The organism is Streptococcus halitosis (assembly GCF_003143695.2).
Taxonomy (GTDB): domain Bacteria; phylum Bacillota; class Bacilli; order Lactobacillales; family Streptococcaceae; genus Streptococcus; species Streptococcus halitosis.
Genome location: NZ_QEMY02000001.1, coordinates 822,635 through 841,785, shown reverse-complemented (window position 1 = coordinate 841,785; position 19,151 = coordinate 822,635). Strand labels below are relative to the sequence as shown.

At 40.9% G+C, this 19,151-nt stretch carries 21 protein-coding genes; 1 reads left to right on the top strand and 20 read right to left on the bottom strand.

From position 1 onward, the window contains the following. Positions 1-35: 35 nt before the first annotated feature. The 13 genes from DB729_RS04225 to pbp2b all read right to left on the bottom strand — a co-directional run bounded on the left by DB729_RS04225 (position 36) and on the right by pbp2b (position 12,800). Positions 36-830: a DivIVA domain-containing protein gene (locus DB729_RS04225; RefSeq protein ID WP_001123193.1), complete on the bottom strand. Its 795-nt coding sequence runs from the start codon at positions 828-830 to the stop codon at positions 36-38. Positions 831-838: 8 nt separating this feature from the next. Continuing rightward, positions 839-1,630: a YlmH family RNA-binding protein gene (locus tag DB729_RS04220; RefSeq protein WP_007521218.1), complete on the bottom strand. Its 792-nt coding sequence runs from the start codon at positions 1,628-1,630 to the stop codon at positions 839-841. Then, a complete protein-coding gene (locus tag DB729_RS04215; RefSeq protein ID WP_000576502.1) occupies positions 1,627-1,887 on the bottom strand; it encodes a YggT family protein in 261 nt (86 codons plus the stop codon). The genes DB729_RS04220 and DB729_RS04215 overlap by 4 nt, the downstream gene beginning before the upstream one ends. Continuing rightward, the gene (locus DB729_RS04210) at positions 1,887-2,417 is read right to left on the bottom strand and encodes a cell division protein SepF (RefSeq protein WP_000053358.1); all 531 of its coding nucleotides are present in this window, start codon (positions 2,415-2,417) and stop codon (positions 1,887-1,889) included. Before DB729_RS04210 ends, DB729_RS04215 begins: the two co-directional genes overlap by 1 nt. 9 nt (positions 2,418-2,426) lie before the next feature. Then, positions 2,427-3,098 carry a YggS family pyridoxal phosphate-dependent enzyme gene (locus DB729_RS04205; protein WP_007521215.1) on the bottom strand — a complete coding sequence of 224 codons (672 nt, stop codon included), beginning with the start codon at positions 3,096-3,098 and terminating at the stop codon, positions 2,427-2,429. Between the two features lie 3 nt (positions 3,099-3,101). Further along, positions 3,102-4,358 (bottom strand): cell division protein FtsZ, encoded by a 1,257-nt coding sequence (ftsZ, locus tag DB729_RS04200; RefSeq protein WP_109290164.1) that lies wholly within the window; start codon positions 4,356-4,358, stop codon positions 3,102-3,104. Between the two features lie 16 nt (positions 4,359-4,374). Beyond that, positions 4,375-5,745, bottom strand: coding sequence for a cell division protein FtsA (gene ftsA / locus DB729_RS04195; protein ID WP_007521209.1), 1,371 nt, complete (start codon positions 5,743-5,745; stop codon positions 4,375-4,377). Positions 5,746-5,978: 233 nt separating this feature from the next. Further along, on the bottom strand, positions 5,979-6,683 hold the full coding sequence (locus tag DB729_RS04190; RefSeq protein WP_007521207.1) for a YwaF family protein: 705 nt from the start codon (positions 6,681-6,683) through the stop codon (positions 5,979-5,981). 196 nt (positions 6,684-6,879) lie between these two features. Then, a complete protein-coding gene (locus DB729_RS04185; protein WP_000993247.1) occupies positions 6,880-7,491 on the bottom strand; it encodes an NUDIX hydrolase N-terminal domain-containing protein in 612 nt (203 codons plus the stop codon). After that, positions 7,478-8,851 (bottom strand): UDP-N-acetylmuramoyl-tripeptide--D-alanyl-D-alanine ligase, encoded by a 1,374-nt coding sequence (locus DB729_RS04180; RefSeq protein WP_109290165.1) that lies wholly within the window; start codon positions 8,849-8,851, stop codon positions 7,478-7,480. The genes DB729_RS04185 and DB729_RS04180 overlap by 14 nt, the downstream gene beginning before the upstream one ends. Before the next feature lie 82 nt (positions 8,852-8,933). Continuing rightward, positions 8,934-9,977 carry a D-alanine--D-alanine ligase gene (locus DB729_RS04175; protein ID WP_007521202.1) on the bottom strand — a complete coding sequence of 348 codons (1,044 nt, stop codon included), beginning with the start codon at positions 9,975-9,977 and terminating at the stop codon, positions 8,934-8,936. A gap of 173 nt (positions 9,978-10,150) precedes the next feature. Further along, positions 10,151-10,747, bottom strand: coding sequence for a recombination mediator RecR (recR, locus tag DB729_RS04170; RefSeq protein ID WP_000966754.1), 597 nt, complete (start codon positions 10,745-10,747; stop codon positions 10,151-10,153). Positions 10,748-10,757: 10 nt separating this feature from the next. Continuing rightward, the gene (gene pbp2b, locus DB729_RS04165) at positions 10,758-12,800 is read right to left on the bottom strand and encodes a penicillin-binding protein PBP2B (RefSeq protein WP_109290166.1); all 2,043 of its coding nucleotides are present in this window, start codon (positions 12,798-12,800) and stop codon (positions 10,758-10,760) included. Positions 12,801-13,056: 256 nt separating this feature from the next. Between pbp2b and DB729_RS04160 the strand changes: the two genes are divergently transcribed. Further along, positions 13,057-13,908 (top strand): MurR/RpiR family transcriptional regulator, encoded by an 852-nt coding sequence (locus DB729_RS04160; protein ID WP_109290167.1) that lies wholly within the window; start codon positions 13,057-13,059, stop codon positions 13,906-13,908. Here DB729_RS04160 and DB729_RS09530 read toward each other — a convergent pair. From DB729_RS09530 to DB729_RS04130, 7 genes are all read right to left on the bottom strand, one after another. Continuing rightward, positions 13,905-14,027, bottom strand: a complete 123-nt coding sequence (locus DB729_RS09530) for a hypothetical protein (protein ID WP_009730439.1) — start codon at positions 14,025-14,027, stop codon at positions 13,905-13,907. The genes DB729_RS04160 and DB729_RS09530 overlap by 4 nt on opposite strands. A gap of 174 nt (positions 14,028-14,201) precedes the next feature. Beyond that, complete coding sequence (locus tag DB729_RS04155; RefSeq protein ID WP_057489331.1) at positions 14,202-14,570, bottom strand: EXLDI protein; 369 nt, start codon at positions 14,568-14,570, stop codon at positions 14,202-14,204. Between the two features lie 357 nt (positions 14,571-14,927). Next, the gene (locus DB729_RS04150) at positions 14,928-15,812 is read right to left on the bottom strand and encodes an ROK family protein (protein WP_109290168.1); all 885 of its coding nucleotides are present in this window, start codon (positions 15,810-15,812) and stop codon (positions 14,928-14,930) included. A 17-nt stretch (positions 15,813-15,829) separates the two neighbouring features. Then, positions 15,830-16,747, bottom strand: coding sequence for a dihydrodipicolinate synthase family protein (locus tag DB729_RS04145; RefSeq protein ID WP_057489329.1), 918 nt, complete (start codon positions 16,745-16,747; stop codon positions 15,830-15,832). Between the two features lie 170 nt (positions 16,748-16,917). Continuing rightward, positions 16,918-17,562 (bottom strand): DUF624 domain-containing protein, encoded by a 645-nt coding sequence (locus DB729_RS04140; protein WP_084926105.1) that lies wholly within the window; start codon positions 17,560-17,562, stop codon positions 16,918-16,920. 20 nt (positions 17,563-17,582) lie between these two features. Beyond that, entirely contained in the window at positions 17,583-18,035 is a 453-nt protein-coding gene (locus DB729_RS04135; RefSeq protein ID WP_109290169.1) for a NanQ anomerase/TabA/YiaL family protein, read from the bottom strand. Between the two features lie 273 nt (positions 18,036-18,308). Beyond that, the gene (locus DB729_RS04130) at positions 18,309-19,148 is read right to left on the bottom strand and encodes a carbohydrate ABC transporter permease (protein ID WP_001183243.1); all 840 of its coding nucleotides are present in this window, start codon (positions 19,146-19,148) and stop codon (positions 18,309-18,311) included. Positions 19,149-19,151 lie beyond the last annotated feature (3 nt).

Sequence of the window (19,151 nt, the reverse complement as noted above, 5' to 3'; positions counted from 1 at the left end):
ATATAGTTGGTTAGATTTTGTTCTCACATTTACTTTTATAGGATAAGAACAGATTCTTTGTTTGCATCTTCCTCAGTTGCTGCAGTAGCTTCTACGTCAACTGACTCTTCATGTTGTTCACTTTCATCTGTATGTTGATTTTGTTGAGCTTCAAACTCAGCTAATTCTTTATTTCCAGCCTCGATACGAGCTTGCAATTCAGCAACCTCTTCTGGTGTGAATTGACGAGTCATATCAATTGGCTCTTCCTCTGGTTGAGAAGGAATAGTTTCACCAAGAACTTCACCCACCACTTCTTTAAAGGCTTCATCGCTTGTTTGAAGATACGTTGCTGTTGGGCGAAGAATGTCTTCCCAATCAGATGACTCAACAATAGCCAATTGACTTTCAATCGTAGACTTGAGGCGTTGATGGAATACACGACTCTTGTTCTTCAACTCTTCTGTCTCAACAGCCACTTTCTTAGCGTTATCTGTTGCCTGACGAAGAATTTCATTTGCCTTGTATTTTGCTTCTTCAAGCAAACGCTGAGCGTCTTGTTCAGCTTGTTGAATAATATTGTTTGAACGTTCTTGAGCAGCCTGTTTGACACGCTCCGCAGTATCTTGAGCAATCAAAACTGATTGACTCAAGGAATCTTTCATCTCATCAAAGTAAGACAAACGTTCTTCCAAACTCTTAATGCGTGTCTCTTTATCATGATTGCTACGAACCAAATCTTCATAGTCACGAACAACGATATCAAGAAATTCATCTACTTCTTCTGGGTCAAAACCTCTAAATCTTGTACCAAAGGTTTTATCTTTAATTTCTAACGATGTAATTGGCATACTTTTCCTCACTTACTTAATAATAATTGAATGCTTAATTTTATCTTGTCTTTTTTTGTCTGTCCATTGTCTTTAACAACTTTTAGACGACCAAACTTTCTCACACTGATCAAATCTCCAACGGCAACCTGGTAATCAGATTTTTCAACCAGATGATAGTTCACCTGAACAGATTTTTTCTCAATCAGTTGACTAGTTTGATTTCTAGATAATTTCAAGGCACTTGATAAGAGGGCATCCAATCGAAAACTCGAAACTAAAATTTCTCGTTCTCTAAAGTCAATTTTAGATATAATCCTATCGGTAAAAGGACGTTCCTCCAGCGATACAGGAAGTCTGCCAATCCTTCTTATCCCATCCTGAAAAAGAGGAATAAAATCACGATTGACAAAAATCTGTGCTCTCTTTTCATCTACCAAGATATCACCAAATAATTTACGGTCAATTCCTAGCTGGTTGATGATTGTTCCCAATATTTTTCCATGGCTCAGCTGTTCAAACTTACTCGGATAGCAAATTTCCAACAAGGCCATTTCAAAATCTGATATTTCCGGTTCAAAGTAATCTGGATAGAGAAGAACACGAACCGACTCTGTCGGAAGAAAATCACCACTACTTTGGCAACCCAGTCCATATGTCCCAGCAAGCACCCTTAAAATCTGTTCTTGATGGGGATTGATAAAAGGAGTAAGCACCGGTACATATGTATCTTCTACCCGCCTTATCCACTCTAATCCCTTGTCAATAAAGGGAATATCATCTTGGGAAAAATGCTGATAAATGGATCGATTTACTGTCATAGTAATAGTACTAGTCGTGTTAAGATATTTCCAAGAAACTGGATTAGAATCAGCGCGACCCAAACCGTGAAATCAAGACCAGCAAATTGTAAATTGAGCTTACGAAGTGGCTCAATAACTGGACGAGCAAGTCTGATGACTAAGCGACCTAGTTGACTTTCATAGGCATTTGGAAACCATGAAAGAAGAGCAAATGCAACGAGAATGATGGAGTAAATGCTAACCGCATTTTGAATTAAACGGATTAAGAAAATCATTATCTTGCTCTATTTCGTTTAATATCAAAGCCGAACTCGGCACCTTGTGATTCATCTGGAAGTTTGATATCTTCAATATTCACGATAACGTTGACAGGCGTCAATAGATACATCGTACTCGCAACTTTTTTCATATTTCCAGCCAAGACGTGACGAGCTCCATCCAAGTAATCAAGGCAGCGACGCGCTTGTACTTCTGTCATGTATTGGAAATCAATCAAGATACTTTCATTTCCAGTTAACAAATCAACAATCTCAGTTGCATCCTCATACTTTCTTGGATAACGAACATCAATCGTCACTTTCTCATCTGAGTGATGGTTTTGCTTTGCCAACTCTTGTTGACGAGCATGGAGGCGAGTAATATTCGCATCTTTTACTGAGCCCGGCTGAGCAGATGCTGGTAATTCTTTAGAAGATGAGATGGCTGGGCTAACTGTTTCCTCTTGTTGAGTCTGGTAGTTAGTCACGTCTTCTCCATCTTCTGTAAAATAATCTATAAATTTATCGAATCTATCTTTTAAAGACATAGCTCTCTCCTATTTAAAAAATGCTGTACCGATTCGAACAAAGGTTGAGCCGAACTGAATCGCTTCTTTAAAGTCACGACTCATTCCCATGCTTAGCTCTGTCATCGGCATATTAGGGATTTGTTTTTCTCTAATTTCTGCTTGCAGAGCCTGCGTATCCTTGAAAATTTCTTTCAATTCATCACTGTCTGCCTCAAAAGGAGCCATGGTCATTAAACCAACATACTCAATCTGATCTAACTTAGCCAATTCTGGCAAAAGTTCTAGCAATTCTTCTTTTGAAAACCCATGCTTACTTTCTTCCCCAGAAATATTAACCTGCAAGAAACACTTGATAACATGATCTGTTCTCTTTTGAATTTCCTGGGCTAATTTTAGGGAGTCTAAAGCATGAAAGTAATCCACATATGGGATTACTTCTTTTACTTTCCGTCTCTGTAGTGTTCCTATTAAATGCCAAGTGACTGGGTAATCTTTCAAGGCCTGATATTTTTCTAAAAATTTATCAACCCGATTTTCACCGATATGATAGATGCCAAGCGGAAGCAAAGCTTCCGCTGTTTGTACATCTACATATTTTGTCACTGCGATTACTGAAACAGCATCTAGATTACGGTTGGCTTTTTGACTAGCATCAGCAATTTGCTGAAAAACTAATTCAGTATTTTTTTTCAAATTCATTGATTAACGATTTTTGAAGAATGGAGGTGTATCCAATTCATCCTCATCTTGTGGAACTGGTGTTTCAAAGCGTTCAACTGGTGAAACAACGGGATCTGTTTGGCGAACAATTGACTCACGGCGCAAGTCCCAATCTCCAAAAGCAGATGCTTGGTTGGTTTCAAAGCGACGCGGACTTGATTTAGGCAGTTCTGCTGTCTCTTCCAAGTCGAATTGACGGTCAAATGTGTGTGCTTGTGGAGTTTTAGTTGATGGTCGACCAACTGGTTGGTTGGTAGCAGACCCGACTACTTTTTCTAGTCGTTCTTGACGAACACCTGTCGCTACAACAGTCACACGGATTTCATCCTTCATGCTTTCGTCGATAGATGTTCCAAGCCAGATGTTTACACCTTTGCCAGCTGCTTGATTGACAATTTCTGAAGCTTCTTCTGCTTCAATCAAAGTCAAATCAAGACCACCAGTAACGTTGACAATCACATCCTCTGCACCATCTATAGTTGTTTCAAGAAGTGGAGAGTAAATTGCTTTACGCGCCGCTTCAACAACGCGTTCTTCACCACTACCGATACCGATACCCATAAGGGCATTCCCTTTGTTTGCCATTACAGTCTTCACGTCAGCAAAGTCAAGGTTAATCAATCCTGGGTTCGTGATCAAGTCAGTGATCCCTTGAACACCTTGACGAAGAACGTTATCTGCTTCACTAAGAGCTTCAAGAAGCGGTGTTTTCTTGTCAACAATTTCAAGCAAGTTATTGTTAGAGATAATCAACAAAGTATCAACATGCTCGCGAAGTTCATTGATTCCTTCTACAGCGTACTGACCACGTTTGCTTCCTTCAAATCCGAAAGGACGTGTCACGACACCAACTGTGAGAGCACCAAGATCTTTAGCGATACGTGCAATAACAGGGGCAGCACCTGTACCAGATCCACCACCCATACCAGCAGTGATGAAGACCATGTCTGCACCGCTGATTGCTTCCGTCAAAGCTTCTTCGCTTTCCTCTGCAGCTTTACGTCCAACTTCTGGACGACCTCCAGCACCCAAACCACGAGTCAATTTTGGACCAAGTTGGATAACGGTTTCTGCTTTCGTACTGCTAAGTGCTTGTACATCAGTGTTGGCTGCGATAAATTCTACACCAGCAACACCTTCGTCAACCATGCGGTTGATGGCGTTGCCACCACCACCACCGACACCAATTACCTTAATAACTGCGCCTTGAGCTGCTGCTGTATCAAATGAAAATGTCATAATTTCTTATCCTCTTTTATTCATCAAACATGCTTCCGATTAAACCACGGAAACGTTCTGTTAGCTTCGGTTTACTTTGAGAACTTGCTTGGAATTCTTCCTTTGGAGCAACTGGAGTTTCCTGTACAGTTTCAACTGGAGTTGGCTGCGTTGGGCCTGGTTGCGCCACAGGATTCAAACGTTGATTTGGAATGCCAAAGTTAATTGGTTTTTGACGAAGGAATTCATCTCCTTTAACTGCTTTTTGAGCAAGAAGATTGACTTCAGTCAATTTACCAGCAAACTCAGATAAACTAATTACGTGAGCAAATGCAGGGTTGCGAATTCCAACCTGATTTGGTACATAGAGTTTTACACGAACACCAAATACTTCTTGGGCTAATTCAACAACGCCCGGCAAAATTGCATTTCCACCGATAAGGACGATACCTCCTGGCAAATCCAACAAGTGTCTTCTTTCCAACTCTTGTTTGATTTGGTCAAAGATATGTTTGATACGTGCTGAGATAATTTCTGCCAAGTAGCTCTCTGTCACTTCAACAGGCTCTACTTCGCCAATTACTTCAACTTGGAAAGTTTCATTACTTGCTAGCGGAACATAAGCTTCACCATAGTTCAGTTTCAAACTTTCTGCAATCTTTTGAGATGTTTTCAAGACTTTAGAGATGTCTTTTGTAACGTAATCTCCACCTTCTTGGTAGATGTTGGTGAATTGCAATTCTTGATTGCGGATAGTCGCTACAGTAGTCTGACCTCCACCCATGTCAATGACAGTCGCACCAAATTCACGCTCGCCTTCATTGAGGACTGAGTTCACAATCGCCAAAGGTGAAATAATCACATTATCAACCTGGATACCTACACGTTCGACCGTCTTGCGAAGATTGTGTAGAATCGTACGAGGACCTGTGTAAAGCAGACCACGCATTTCCAAACGGACACCCATCATACCACGAGGATCACGGATTCCTTGGAAACCATCCACGATGAATTCTTCTGGAATAAAGGTAATCACTTCACGATCAGGAGTCATGCTCTTTGTCAAAGCTGATTTAACAACATCTTCAACATCCTGATCTGTGATTTCTTTTGTATCTGATGTTACAGGAATCATTCCTTGTGTTGGTTCGACCTGCAGAAGATTTGCTGGAAGACCAACGTTGACAGACTTGATAGAAATACCTGCTTTCTCTTCTGCCTGTGTGATTGCGGATTTGATTGCCGAAGCAGCCGCTTCAATATCAACAATAATTCCGTCTTTTACACCTTTACTTTTGGCATTACTAACACCAATTACATTTACTTCGCCATCTCTATGCTCAGCAACTAACACCTTAATGGAGCTAGTTCCGATATCTAAGCCTGTAAAAAAACCATCTCTAGTCATTACATCGCATCCTCTCTATCTTCCAAGTTTCTCACTTCTATTTAATAACTATGTTTGGGCATAGCTATTCAAAGAATATTATAACACAAAAAAACTAATCATGCTTAGTTTTTCGTAAATTTCCTGCATGTTTTTTGAGAACATATTAGAAAATTTTTCTTCTGGAAAAAGTTTTTGATGTTCTTGTCAACAATTCGATAATATTTATAACCCATCAAAAAAAGAAGGTCTTTTTAGACCTTCTCTTGAATAAATTCTTCCGATTTTTGCTGTAAAAAAATCTCTAGCAATTTTGCTGTTACGCAAATTGCTATCACGATAACGCTCGAAACAATAAGGTAATTCAAAAGTTGTCCGTGATTTCCAACAAGTGGCGGTCTCGTTAAGAAACCATAATCCCCACTGACAACTAAATTAACAACCCATATCAAAGCGTTCAAGGTGAAGGTAATCACCGCTACATTTTTGAAGCTGAGCAGGGAAGCTTCATAGTTTTTAAACAAGTATAAGAGTGCATTTCCCAAAAGTGCCACATGTCCGATAATGAAGGACAGGATGGTCACGTGTGGAAACGGATAAGGATCAAATAGTGGATACGCCAGAGCTGCTGTTGCTCCAAAGACTCCTAGAAGGGCAAAGTATTGCTTGTACTTAGAGGTTCCCGGGATCAGGAGCAAGACAAACATGGCAACACGGCAATGATAGAAGGGTAAACTTTCTGACAGGGGCAGATGGTTTCCCCAATACCAGCCATACAGAACAATCAGTTGAACAGATTGAAGAATCTGAATAAATCGTTGGTAAGCCACTTTGTCGCGAAAACGATAAGAAGCGTAGAAAGTAAAGGCCAGTAAACATAACAAACCAATATACCAGTGGAGTTCAAACTGGGGCGGTTCTGATATCTGCGTGGTAAATAATTTATCCCACAAATTCATATTCTATTCCTCGTTCATCTAGCTAGAGGCAGTAAAAAATTCACTTTCTCCAGCTTTTAAATTTTTTGAAAAAACTTGATTCTATGCTATTCATAGAACACTTGCGTCTTAAATTCGCAACCTATTATATCATTTGTATTGCAGAAATGCACTTTACAGACACCCTTTTTTGATTTGTCGACTTCTCTAGCACAAACTAATCGACATATTGGTCTCTTTGTCCTTTATAAACTTGCCAAAGAATCTCCATTTGCTCCTTGGTGATGCGTTTTTCAGATAAGACTGGCAATTGGTCAATGGCAAAAAATTGAAGCTCAGCAATTTCTTGATTCTCTTGAAATTGTCCATCAAGAAGTTGGCATTCAAAGACAAACTTTGCATATTGTTTGCTCTGTAGTTGGAAACGATTGGTGTCAAAAACTGCAAGTAACCTTTCAGCTTTTGCTGTAAAGCCGGTTTCTTCTTCAATTTCTTTGAGAATATTTTCGGTTGGAGAGTAGCCGACTTCACCAAATCCACCTGGCAAAGCCCAACTATCCTCTCCTTTTCCTCTAACTAAACATACTTTTTCATCCTCAACAATCCAAGCACGGACGTCCATCAGAGGAGTTGCATAAGCGGAAGTTGGTTTCAAGACTTCTGCCACTTCTTCTGTATCGAGGTCTGATACCTGATTCAACATTTCAGATAACAGGCTTCGCAAGTCCTCATAGCGCTCACGGTCAAAAGGATCTTTTGTAAAGGTTAATCCAGTATCCGTAATAGCTAACATTCTTTGAAGATACTTGGCAAAATCATTTGCATTCATTTTCTAAACTTTCTACCAACTTGGCTAGATTCATGGAGTTCGAGCCTTTGAGCAAAATTTGATCATTGGCACCGAGGCTTTCCTTAACCTGCTTGACTAGGTCTTCAAATTGATCTTCGCTCGCAGTTTTCTTAAAGTAGAATACATGACCGATTGGGAATATTTGACTAGCTAGTTGTGCCAATTCGGCAATGTCTTCTCCGTAGAAAATAACGGTATCCAGCACATCTGGCGAGAGGCTCAAAATCATCTGGTTATGGAGTTGAACAGACTGGTCACCAAGTTCCTTCATGTCCGCTAAGACAGCGATTTTCTTGCCCCCTTCATTAGCTGGGATGGCAGAGAATGTCTCCAAAATCAACTTCATAGCAGTTGGATTGGCATTGTAGACATCTGACAGGATATCTGCTCCATTGGCTGCTTTCTTCCACTCAGTACGATTACGGGTCAATTCTAGGTTCTGAAAGGCCTGATGAATCTGTTCCTCTGAAACTCCTTCTTGTAGGGCAACATAAGATGCAATCATAGCATTGGTGGCATTGTACTTACCTGTCACTGGCAAATCGAGGGCTTGTTCCAAGAAATTGGCCTTAAAGGTCAGACTATCCTTGCGTTCGACCAAGTCTGTGATTTCCAATTCTGCCCCTTGCCCAAAACGAACTACCTTTTTGTCAGTAGGCAAGTAGTCCTCTACAATCGAATCAGTTGGTGCTAATAGCAAGGAATTCGAAGCCATACCATCTGCAATTTGCATTTTCCCTTTAGCAATCTCTGAACGGTCTTTGAAAAAGGCCAAATGAGCTTCTCCAACCAAGGTCACGATGGCTGTCTTAGGATGAGCCAATTCAGACAAAAGATGGATATCTCCCAAGTGATCCTGCCCCATCTCCAAGACCAACTTTTCTGTCCCTTCAGGCATGTGGAGAACTGTGTAGGGAAGTCCAATCTCGTTATTGTAATTGCCTTGAGTTTTGTAGGTCTTGTAGGTTGTTGATAGCAAGTGCGCCAACATATCCTTGGTCGTTGTTTTACCATTTGAACCCGTTACCGCAAAGACATCAACTGCTGTTTTTTCAAGATAGTAGGCAGCTAGGGTTTGAAAGGCAGACAAAACGTCATCTACTAAAATGTAGGGATGATTTGCAACCTCTTTCTCAGACAAGGTTACTGCTGCACCATTTTCAAAAGCTGTTTCGATAAAGTCATGACCATCACGTGCACCTTTGAGGGGCACAAACAAATCTCCCGTCCCAATCAAACGACTGTCAAACTCAGCCTTTTCTAACTGGGCATCCTCAAAGATACTGACATCATTTTTAGCTCCAACAGCTTGGGCGACTTCATGGATTGTTAGTTTCATTTCTACTCCTTTAAAAAGGGTTGAAGTCTGAGAACTCTAATCACCTACAGTGACGATTCTGGCTTCTACCCCTTCTTTCATTTTATAGCAAATGCGCTTCGTGCTTGTTAAAGCTCTCCTTAGCAAGGTCAACCAAACGCTCGATTAGTTCTGGATAGCTGATTCCCATATTGTCCCAAAGTAGTGGGTACATAGACCACTGGGTAAAACCTGGCATGGTATTGAGCTCGTTTAGGAAAACCTCGCCCTTATCTGTATAGAAGAAATCACAACGAGATAGACCAAGGCCACCGATCGCACGGAAGGCAGTTTCTGCATTTTGACGCATGACAGCTACTACATCATCACTAATCTTGGCTGGGATGTCCATGGTAATCTTGTTGTCAATATACTTGGCATCGTAGTCATAAAAGGCAACATCCTTGACCACTTCACCAGGAAGCGTGCTCTTAACATCGTAGTTGCCCAAAAGACCAACCTCGATTTCACGGGCATTCACCCCTTGCTCTACCAAGACACGGCTGTCATATTGGAAGGCAAGTTCTAAGGCTTGACGGAGTTCTTCTTGGTTTTCAGACTTAGAAATACCGACACTTGAACCCATGTTTGACGGTTTCGTGAAGACTGGATAAGTCAATTTTTCTTCAACTTCAGCGATTTTAGAAGTCACATCATCACCTTCAACGATGGCCACATAAGGAACTTGGGCAATCCCTACAGATTCTAAAACTCGCTTGGTCGTGATTTTATCCATGGCAAGGCTTGATGACAAGATATTGCAGCCGACATAGGGCATTTTCAAAACTTCAAGAAATCCTTGAACAGAACCATCTTCTCCCATCGGACCATGAAGGACTGGGAAGACCACTGCACCTTCTTCGTAGATGGCACTTGGCGCTATTTTCTTGCCCCAGTCAATAGTCGCATTTGTCATGAGACGATCCTCTTGACCTGGAGTCCGGCTAAATTCCTGTGTTTTGATAAAGTCACCTGACTGGCTGATAAAGAAAGTCTTGACTGTGAAACGGTCGTAGTTGACCGCACGCATGACACTTTCAGCTGACAATACAGACACTTCACGTTCTGCACTGCGTCCGCCGTATAAAAGAATAATCGTTTGTTTCATATTACTTGTCCTAATTCTAATAGAATACTCGTTCTTTAGTATATCATATTTACTTTTTTTTTAAAACTTGAAGCTAATACTGATCTTCAAAAAACATAAAAAGAGACCGATAAAAACAAAGTCGGTCTCCTCGATTTTTGTATAATGAATTGAGTTTGTCAACTGGTCTTCACCTACAACTCTGTCCGATTTTCAATGGCTCGTAAAAGTGTGACCTCATCCGCATACTCGATATCTGCTCCCACGGCTAGGCCTCGTGCTAGGCGAGTGACCTTGATACCAGCTGGTTTGAGCAAACGAGAGAGGTACATAGACGTCGCTTCCCCATCTGCTGTCGCATTGGTTGCCACGATTACCTCTGAAACCTCACTATCCATGAGACGGGTCATGAGGCTCTTGAGATTGATATCGTCTGGACTGATACCATTCATAGGAGAAATGAGACCGTGCAAGACATGATAGAGTCCGTGGTATTCTTGGATATTTTCCATAGCAGCCACATCGCGACTATCCTCTAGCACTAAGATGGTTGTCTGGTCTCGAGTCGGATCTGTACAGATCGAGCAAGGGTCATCATCGGTCAAGCGACCACAGATGGAACAATAGGTCAATTCCCGTTTAGCAGACAGGAGATTTTTGGCAAATTCATTGACATCGTCATCAGACATTCCAATGGTATAGAAGGCTAGGCGGGTAGCCGTTTTAATCCCGATACCCGGAAGCTTTGAATAGCTGTCAATCAGCTTGGCAATAGGTGTTGGATACAGCATAAGTTCCTTTCTAATTCATTGGATGGTGTTGGTGATAAAGGTTGATAATATCACGCGCAATTGAAGGTCCGACACCATTTGTTAGGTTGGTGTTATGAGGAAAGACGACTGCGACCGCGATTTGGGGATTTTCGGTCGGTGCATAGGCGACTGCGTTGGTATTATTGGCTTTTTGACCACCATTAACGTAACTTTCGGCAGTACCCGTTTTCCCGCTGATGGAAACGGCTGCGCCATTTGAAAAGGCACGACCAGTTGTCAGAGCGCTCGTTCCATGCGAAACTTGATAGAAACCTTGGTGCAAGAGAGCCATATCCGCTTCTGAGATATTGATCTTGTTCAGTTCCTTGGTGGCTGTTTCTTGAACTAGATTGCCTAAGCCACCTTGTTCATTGTTTCCATAAACTCCCTCAACGATGTGAGGAGCCAATCGTACGCCATTGTTTGCAATGGTTGCGACATACTGGGCTAACTGCATAGGTGTGTAGTTATCAAACTGGCCAAAGGCGTTATTAATATAGTTGGCCAAATCAAATTCTTTTGGTGTAAATCCTGTAGATTCATCTGGGAGGTCAATCTCTGTTGAAGCTCCGAGTCCATATTCCCCAAAAGTTGATCGCAATTTGCCCATTGCAGTCTCTAACTGATCAGTTGCGACTATCATATTTGGCTGGTAGGTCTGCCCCATGATCCCTAGCGCAGTCTGAACCATGTAGGTATTAGAAGAGTACTCCAAAGCCTCAACTGCTGTGATAGGGAAGGAGCCATAGGATAAGGTATACCATGAATTGATCGGAGCCGAACCTTGGAAAACAATCGGCTGATCTGTCAAGGTTTGATTGCCTGACAAGACCCCATTTTCCCAACCAGAGCTAAGGGTTGCCGCCTTAACGACAGATCCTGGAACAAAGACATTGGTTATCGTTCCAAGCGAATCTGAACTTAATTCACCGGATTCGACATTATGCTTGACACCCGACATCGCTAGAACTGCACCGGTTTTAGGATTGAGGGCTACAGCGTAGACCCCTTCAGAGTATTTAGCTCCACCGTTACCCAACTCTGAGTTGAAGTAGCTCTTGAGTAGGTCATCTACACCATTCTGGAAAGTTAGGTCAATCGTTAGTTTGATGTTGTTTCCTTTGCTTCCTTCTTCGACATTTTCTACACTTTCCATATTTCCGTGTTTGTCAAGGTGGATTTCCTTGACGGAGCGTTTGCCTTGAAGAACATCTTCATATTGCTTTTCAAGATAGGAAGTTCCCACTCGGTCATTGAGAGAATATCCTTTTTTCAAATAAGCGTCCACTTCCTCCGCTGGAAGACCTGATTTTTCACTTGATACACTACCTACAATTGAAGACAAAGAAGTGTCTAGGACTTTCCGATCCCATGAAGTTGAAATACTAATCCCTGGTAATTCCTTGGATGCTGATGCAACGAGAGCAACTTGGGTATCATTCAAGGCATCCGTAGAAATGGTGCCCGTCGCAAAATTTTCAACGGCATTGAGTTGACTAAAGAGATAGATTTCCTTTTTCTGGTCATCTGTATAATTGAGTTGACTCACGTCAATACTTTCAACTGCATTATTGTAGAGAGTCGCTTCAGATAAGCGGTTCCCATCTGAATCTAGGCGTTTATCACTTGGCAAGGATTCGACTGTTTTTTTGTAAACGTCCTGGTCCGCCAGGTAATAATCTGCAATCTGTCGATCTGTCAGATCAGGGGAGGTTACATTTACATAAGTGAGGAGTTTCTTGGCTGTCTCCTTCAATTCAGCTGCCGTCATTTTATTGTTTCGTGTGAAAGAAACAACTTGCTTGACAGTGTTTTCTACCAAGGGTTTCCCTGCTGCATCATAGATCTGTCCACGAGCTGAACTGGTTGTTACCCTTGTCTGGCTGGCTGAAGCCAATTTTGTTTCATAAAAATCCTTATTGAGCACCTGCATATATAACAATCGACCAATAATGGCCATAAACAACAGGATGACAATCGCAAACAGTAAATTAAGCCGAATAGGAATCGAATGACTATTGAATTTTCTCATACAACTAAGACTCTTTTCTAGAAAAATTTCCAATTTTCACCTTTTTTTACATATAAAATAATAGAGCAAACAGGTGAAGCTCAGTACTTTTCATTGTACCATATTTTACGGAGAAACTCTTGGAAAAGTCGAAGCATTTTTTGACTTTCAACTGAAAATGCCTTTTTATTTGGTTATCCTAACTTCTATGATATAATGATAGTAATAGTTAGGAAAGCGTTAACCTTTAAGACTTTGACTCATAAAAAGGAGCCTCATGAACAAGCCAGACATCGCAACCATAATTGACCTCCATTTTGAAGAATTAACCGAGCTTGAGCAAGAAATCGCTCGCTATTTTTTACAACCTGAAACGATCCAAGATGATCTTTCTTCTCAGCAAGTTACCCAGAAATTACATATCTCCCAAGCAGCGCTGACCCGCTTTGCTAAAAAGTGTGGTTTTACAGGTTACCGAGAATTCATCTTTCAATACCAGCACCAGGCTAGTAAACAGGACACTCATTCGCACAAACACAGTCCTTTGACCAAACGTGTTTTGCGAAGCTACAGTATCATGCGAGAACAAACGCAGGATTTGATCGATGAAGAACAACTGGAACGAGTCGCCCAGTTAATCGAAGATGCTGAGCGTGTCTACTTCTTTGGAACAGGCAGTTCCGGTCTTGTCGCTCGTGAAATGAAATTGCGTTTCATGCGTCTGGGTGTGGTCTGTGAAGCCTTAACCGATCAGGACGGCTTTGCATGGACGACCAGCATCATGGATGAAAATTGTTTGGTGCTTGGTTTTTCCCTATCAGGCACTACCCAATCCGTCCTAGATAGTTTGTTGGATGCCAAGGAAATGGGCGCCAAGACCATTCTCTTTACCAGCGCTCCAAACAAAAATAGTCAGGCTTATACCGAAACTGTTCTTGTTGCTAGTCACAGTCAATCATCTTACATCCAGCGTATTTCCGCTCAACTTCCTATGCTTTTCTTTATAGATTTGATTTATGCCTACTTTTTGGAAATCAATCGCGAGAGCAAGGAAAAAATCTTTAATAGCTATTGGGAAAATAAAAAACTCAACGGCTATCGTAGACAAAAACGCGCTAGAAAATCCTAGTTTGGTTGGACCAAACTAGGATTGTTTTGTTTTGAAATGATAATAAGCTCATAAGTGATCTTTCCAATCTTTCTCTTTGAGCTAATGCCGTTTTTATCCTTATTTTTCAGTTCTTCCATAAATTCCCCTTTCCGTTTTTTGGATTTTTGACAACAAAAAAGGAAGTATCGGCTACTTGCTTTTACTTCCTCTTCAATGGTTTTATTTAATTGTTTCGCTTCTACAAACCGAGATTTGAATATATGAGTATAAAGATCTTATATTTTAATAATGACTCTAATTAAACCAGTGGATTAAATGTCTAATATTTCTAAAATCTCTCCATTTTTATATTTTAATTCTATTTTTTCAATCAGTTCTTTTCCTAAATGTTTACTAAAGGTGCTTAGTTCTGAAGAAATCTCAAAAATAATATCATGTTCAACATTATCTGGAATAAAATCTGAATTATAACTATCTTTATTTGACCAATAATTCCAATTTACATCCGTTCTTTCATAATAAACATAATTTTGTTTTCTTGTAACATATACTCTTTTATTAGTTAATTTTCTTCCGTCTTCAGATTTGAAAAAATCAGAATATAATTTCAAGCCTTCAAATTGCTTATATTCTCTGATTTTATTATTTGAAACGTTTAATTTTATTTCTTTATATTCCATAAATTACCTCCATATATTCAAAAATTGGACAAAAGTGAAAATCAAGGAACCCAAGGAAAACAAATTCTAATTTGTCAATTTCTTATCCATCCTATTATATCACTTTTTTCTTCTTGATTTAAGTTTTAGTATTTAGAAACAAAGTAGAGTGCTTGCACCGTCTTCTAAGGCTATCTCCTCTCATATATTTTTCGATGGTAGAAATTCTGCTCCTATCGTTCTTTTTTTGTAATTCTCTTTGTCTTTCCACTACTTTTCATATACTTGACAGTTTTTCTATCATCAAAAAAAGAATTAAGCAAAACATTTTTCACTCAACTAGTGATTAAGTGTTCTGCTTAATTCTATAATTCCAAACTAGGATTGTTTTGTTTTGAAATGATAATAAGCTCCCAACATACCTGCCGTATTTTGGTGATAGGCAAATTCTAATCGTGTTTTTTCAGCTAGGCTTGGCACCAAGGCCGCCTTCAAGGCTGTGCGAATCTTTGGTTTGAGGATAGCCTCTTGCCCCATGATACCGCCACCGAGAATGACCACTTCTGGATTGGCAACGAAGCAAATATTTGCCAGACCTTTTCCAAGGTAATCTACCATGCGGTCAATGCCAGCCATACAGATCTTGTTTCCTTCTGTGGCCTCCTTGAAGATGCGTCGCCCATTCCACTGGTCAACTGGTTCTCCATGACCTGCTGCCACATATTCTACCAAGGCTGTCGTAGAAGCCAAATCTTGGAAAGCCCCATCCTGCATATGCATATAACCGACTTCACAGGCAGAATTGCTAAATCCATGAAAAACTTTCCCATCCATAATCAAGCAACCACCGATACCTGTTCCAATGGTCAAACAAAGTGTCACACTCGCTCCCTTGCCTGAACCAGATACTGCCTCAGCAAGACCTGCACAGTTGACATCATTTTCAATTTCGCAAGGAATATTAAAGCTAGTCTCGATTTCCTTCTTGAACTGAGTTCCTGCATAGTTCGGGATTTGAGGTCCCGCATAGAAGATTTCACCCTTGTCAGGATCCACCATTCCTGCAGAAGAAATGGCAACACCTGCTACTGGGCCCTTTTCTAAATAGCTGGCTACGATATCTTTTGTCTTTTGTAAGATATGGGATCCACCCTTATATGCCTCAGTTGGCATTTCATGCGATTCAACAAGTTGGCCTTCTTGGTCAATTAAACCATATTTGATGTTGGTTCCGCCAATATCAATTGCAACGTAGTGTGTCATAAATACCTCCTTATGGATTAGAGGAAGCGCTCCTTGGTTTCACGAATCAAGGCTGCAGCTGCTTCTACAACTGGGCGATCTTCTTCAGTTACTGGTGTCAATGGTGAACGAACTGAACCAATGTTCAAACCTTCATTGATCTTCAAAACTTCTTTGATGACACAGTACATATTTCCATGTGCAGCAGTCAATTTACCGATGATTGCATTGATAGCGTATTGCAATTCACGCGCTGTTTCCAAGTCTTTTTCAGCAATCAACTCATTGAGTTTCAAGAAGAGTTCAGGCATCGCACCATATGTACCACCGATACCAGCTTTAGCGCCCATGAGGCGGCCACCTAGGAACTGTTCATCTGGACCGTTAAAGACGATACGGTCTTCTCCTCCAAGGCTCACAAAGGTTTGGATATCTTGAACTGCCATTGAAGAGTTCTTAACACCGATAACACGAGGATTCTTCAACATTTCAGTGTAAAGACTTGGAGTTAAAGCAACACCTGCTAATTGAGGAATGTTGTAGATCACGTAGTCTGTATTTGGTGCTGCAGCACTGATATCGTTCCAGTATTTAGCAACTGAGTACTCAGGCAAGCGGAAGTAAATCGGTGGAATGGTTGCAATCGCGTCCACACCCAAGCTTTCCGCATGGCGAGCAAGCTCCATACTGTCTTTAGTATTATTACAAGCTACGTGAGCGATGATGGTCAATTTGCCCTTGGCAACTGCCATGACTTCTTCCAAAATCAACTTGCGGTCCTCTACGCTTTGGTAGATACATTCACCAGAAGAACCGTTGACATAGAGACCTTGAACTCCCTTATCAATGAAGTATTGAACCAAAGCACGCGTACGCTCTGGACTTACTTCTCCTTGATCATCATAACATGCGTAGAAGGCTGGAATGACACCTTCGTATTTTTTCAAATCTGACATAGATTTTCTCCTAAGATTTCTTTTTTCTGCTGAGAGCAGTTCTATTTTTTACAAGTTTAGTATACACCTTGTGAAAATCGCTTTCAATATCTTGTATACACTTAGATTTTAGTTTCTACTTGTATTTTAGAAACTGTAACGATTGAAAGTAGTTTCAGAAACAAATCATCCTACTGGTATTTGGCGAAGATTTTCTCCATCAAACCTGCTTGGAGAAAGACCAGCAAACCAAAACCAAAGAGGATAAAGGCTGACCCACCCAAAAGGAGAGTGAAGGCGGATAGATAGAGAACCATCACTATGAGAAAGAGAATGGCTAACATGAGGAAGAACCAAGGAAAGTTAAAACTTGCCAAGATAAGCCCCTTTTGCAGCACTTCTTTCCAAGACAAATCATAGCGCGCAGCGATGGGATAGCTAGCCAGCATCACCAGAGTGAGGAAGATGAGAATCCCCAAACAAATAGCTTTCACAATCTGGAAAGGTAAAGCTGTTTGGCCCCAGAAAAGATAGAGGTCTAAAAGACTTAGCAAAACTATGCCCAACTCTAGCAAACCCAACTGAAGTCCCAGTTTCAGATTTTGCTTGAAAGCTCTTAGATAAGTTCTAAAGACTGGCACCCGTCTGCTTCTCTTAATCTCAAACATGGTTTCATAGAGGCTGATTTTCGCCACTCCAATCGTCACAATGGGCAAACAAGAGACGACAAAAAGAAGATTGACTGTGACGATATCCAAGACCTTCTCACTGAAACGCATGAGAAAATTATCTGTATCAAATGCTGCCTTGATAAGGCTTACTCCTTTTTGTGCCATGTTTGCTCCTCCTGATTCTTTTAATCGATCAAAATTTTAAAGAGATATTTGCGAACCTTTTCTTCCATCCCTGCGTAACCATTTGGCTGGTGTGGTTCTCCTGGGAAGAAAATCGCAAAATTGTGATAGCCCAACAAGAGTGGGTATTTTTCATGACAATGAACAAAGCCAATGTCGCTCGCTTCGTCGAATGCTACTGCTTCGTCTTTGATACGTGAACCGTAGCTCGAATATTCATGTCCTTCTACCAGCAAATGCAAGTCTGCATAGTTCTTATGATGCTCAAATTGATCATTTTCAGCTTGATTGAGGACATTTTCCTGCACAACTAGAAAGACTTTGTCCCCGTCAATCTCATACTTACCGAGTTCGAAAGAATCCTTACGGTGCTGATAGAGATAGTTGATAGCCTTGTCTAGATTGGGATGGATACCCTTGTAAAAGGCGATGTTTTTCAAATCGTCAAAAATCATACTGTTTCCTTCGTTTCTGATAGTTAACTAAAATCATAAATTAAGTTGATAAGTGTCTGACAAAACTTCACGAAGTAACTGCATACTCTCCATTTTGTAGACACTTATGAAACTATATTTCTCTTAGTCTATAACATATTCTTCTGAATTTTGATAGACAGTTTTTCCTATACTCAATGAAAATCGAAGAACAAACTCGGAAGCTAACCGCAGGCAATACTTAAGTATAGCATGGTAACGCAGACGTAGTTTGAATTCAATTTTCGCAGAGCATTATCCTTTAACAGCTCCCATAGTGATACCCTGAGTGAAGGATTTTTGGAAGACTAAGAAGACCGTTACGATTGGCACGGCTGCAAGAGCTGCACCAGCCATGATCAAACCATAGTTGGTCGCCATTTCGGCCTGCATGGTCGCAACCCCGAGTGAGATAGTCAAGTTTTGACGTGAAGTCAACATAACCAACTGCATGAAGTAGTCGTTCCAAGTATTGATGAAGGTAAAGATTGCAAGGGCTGCAAATCCTGGTTTCACAATAGGGAAGGCTACGCTCCAGAAGGTACGAATTTCACCACAACCGTCGATTTTAGCTGATTCAAGCAATTCTGTCGGGATATTTTCACTGAATTGTTTCATAAGGAAGACCCCAAACGGCCATCCGATCAAAGGCAAGATAACTGCCCAGAGAGTATCGTGAATTCCCATGAAGTTGACGATACGTACCAATGGTACAAGGACAACTTGTTTTGGAAGAGCCATGGCAGCGATAAAGACTGCAAAGAGGATGCGTTGACCATAGAAACGTTTTTTAGCCAAGACATAACCTGCTAGAGAAGAGGTTGCACAGACTAGGAACATGGTTACCAGTGAGATAAATACAGAGTTCCACATCCACTGCATAGCAGGGTTTTGCACCATGAGTTGTTGGAAGTTCTCCATGGTTGGCATTTTAGGGAACCACTGTGGCGGAATCATAATGGTATCAGGCTGTGATTTGAAGGCCCCTGTCAAGATCCAGTAGAATGGAAAGATGAACAGTACGGTCAACAAGAGCAAGATAATCGTTGAAATAACAGTGAAAGCTGTTAAGGGTTTCTTTTGTGTAGGTTGCATAAC

Excerpts from the sequence above, each read along its gene's own strand:
- DB729_RS04220 (WP_007521218.1), bottom strand. The coding sequence starts at position 1,630 with ATGACAGTAAATCGATCCATTTATCAGCATTTTTCCCAAGATGATATT.
- DB729_RS04140 (WP_084926105.1), bottom strand. The coding sequence starts at position 17,562 with ATGGCACAAAAAGGAGTAAGCCTTATCAAGGCAGCATTTGATACAGAT.
- DB729_RS09530 (WP_009730439.1), bottom strand. The coding sequence starts at position 14,027 with ATGGAAGAACTGAAAAATAAGGATAAAAACGGCATTAGCTCAAAGAGA.
- DB729_RS04175 (WP_007521202.1), bottom strand. The coding sequence starts at position 9,977 with ATGAAACAAACGATTATTCTTTTATACGGCGGACGCAGTGCAGAACGT.
- DB729_RS04205 (WP_007521215.1), bottom strand. The coding sequence starts at position 3,098 with ATGAATTTGAAAAAAAATACTGAATTAGTTTTTCAGCAAATTGCTGAT.
- DB729_RS04210 (WP_000053358.1), bottom strand. The coding sequence starts at position 2,417 with ATGTCTTTAAAAGATAGATTCGATAAATTTATAGATTATTTTACAGAA.
- recR (WP_000966754.1), bottom strand. The coding sequence starts at position 10,747 with ATGCTGTATCCAACACCTATTGCCAAGCTGATTGACAGCTATTCAAAG.
- ftsA (WP_007521209.1), bottom strand. The coding sequence starts at position 5,745 with ATGACTAGAGATGGTTTTTTTACAGGCTTAGATATCGGAACTAGCTCC.
- pbp2b (WP_109290166.1), bottom strand. The coding sequence starts at position 12,800 with ATGAGAAAATTCAATAGTCATTCGATTCCTATTCGGCTTAATTTACTG.
- DB729_RS04135 (WP_109290169.1), bottom strand. The coding sequence starts at position 18,035 with ATGATTTTTGACGATTTGAAAAACATCGCCTTTTACAAGGGTATCCAT.
- ftsZ (WP_109290164.1), bottom strand. The coding sequence starts at position 4,358 with ATGACATTTTCATTTGATACAGCAGCAGCTCAAGGCGCAGTTATTAAG.
- DB729_RS04190 (WP_007521207.1), bottom strand. The coding sequence starts at position 6,683 with ATGAATTTGTGGGATAAATTATTTACCACGCAGATATCAGAACCGCCC.
- DB729_RS04155 (WP_057489331.1), bottom strand. The coding sequence starts at position 14,570 with ATGGAATATAAAGAAATAAAATTAAACGTTTCAAATAATAAAATCAGA.
- DB729_RS04145 (WP_057489329.1), bottom strand. The coding sequence starts at position 16,747 with ATGTCAGATTTGAAAAAATACGAAGGTGTCATTCCAGCCTTCTACGCA.
- DB729_RS04130 (WP_001183243.1), bottom strand. The coding sequence starts at position 19,148 with ATGCAACCTACACAAAAGAAACCCTTAACAGCTTTCACTGTTATTTCA.
- DB729_RS04225 (WP_001123193.1), bottom strand. The coding sequence starts at position 830 with ATGCCAATTACATCGTTAGAAATTAAAGATAAAACCTTTGGTACAAGA.
- DB729_RS04150 (WP_109290168.1), bottom strand. The coding sequence starts at position 15,812 with ATGACACACTACGTTGCAATTGATATTGGCGGAACCAACATCAAATAT.
- DB729_RS04215 (WP_000576502.1), bottom strand. The coding sequence starts at position 1,887 with ATGATTTTCTTAATCCGTTTAATTCAAAATGCGGTTAGCATTTACTCC.
- DB729_RS04160 (WP_109290167.1), top strand. The coding sequence starts at position 13,057 with ATGAACAAGCCAGACATCGCAACCATAATTGACCTCCATTTTGAAGAA.
- DB729_RS04180 (WP_109290165.1), bottom strand. The coding sequence starts at position 8,851 with ATGAAACTAACAATCCATGAAGTCGCCCAAGCTGTTGGAGCTAAAAAT.
- DB729_RS04185 (WP_000993247.1), bottom strand. The coding sequence starts at position 7,491 with ATGAATGCAAATGATTTTGCCAAGTATCTTCAAAGAATGTTAGCTATT.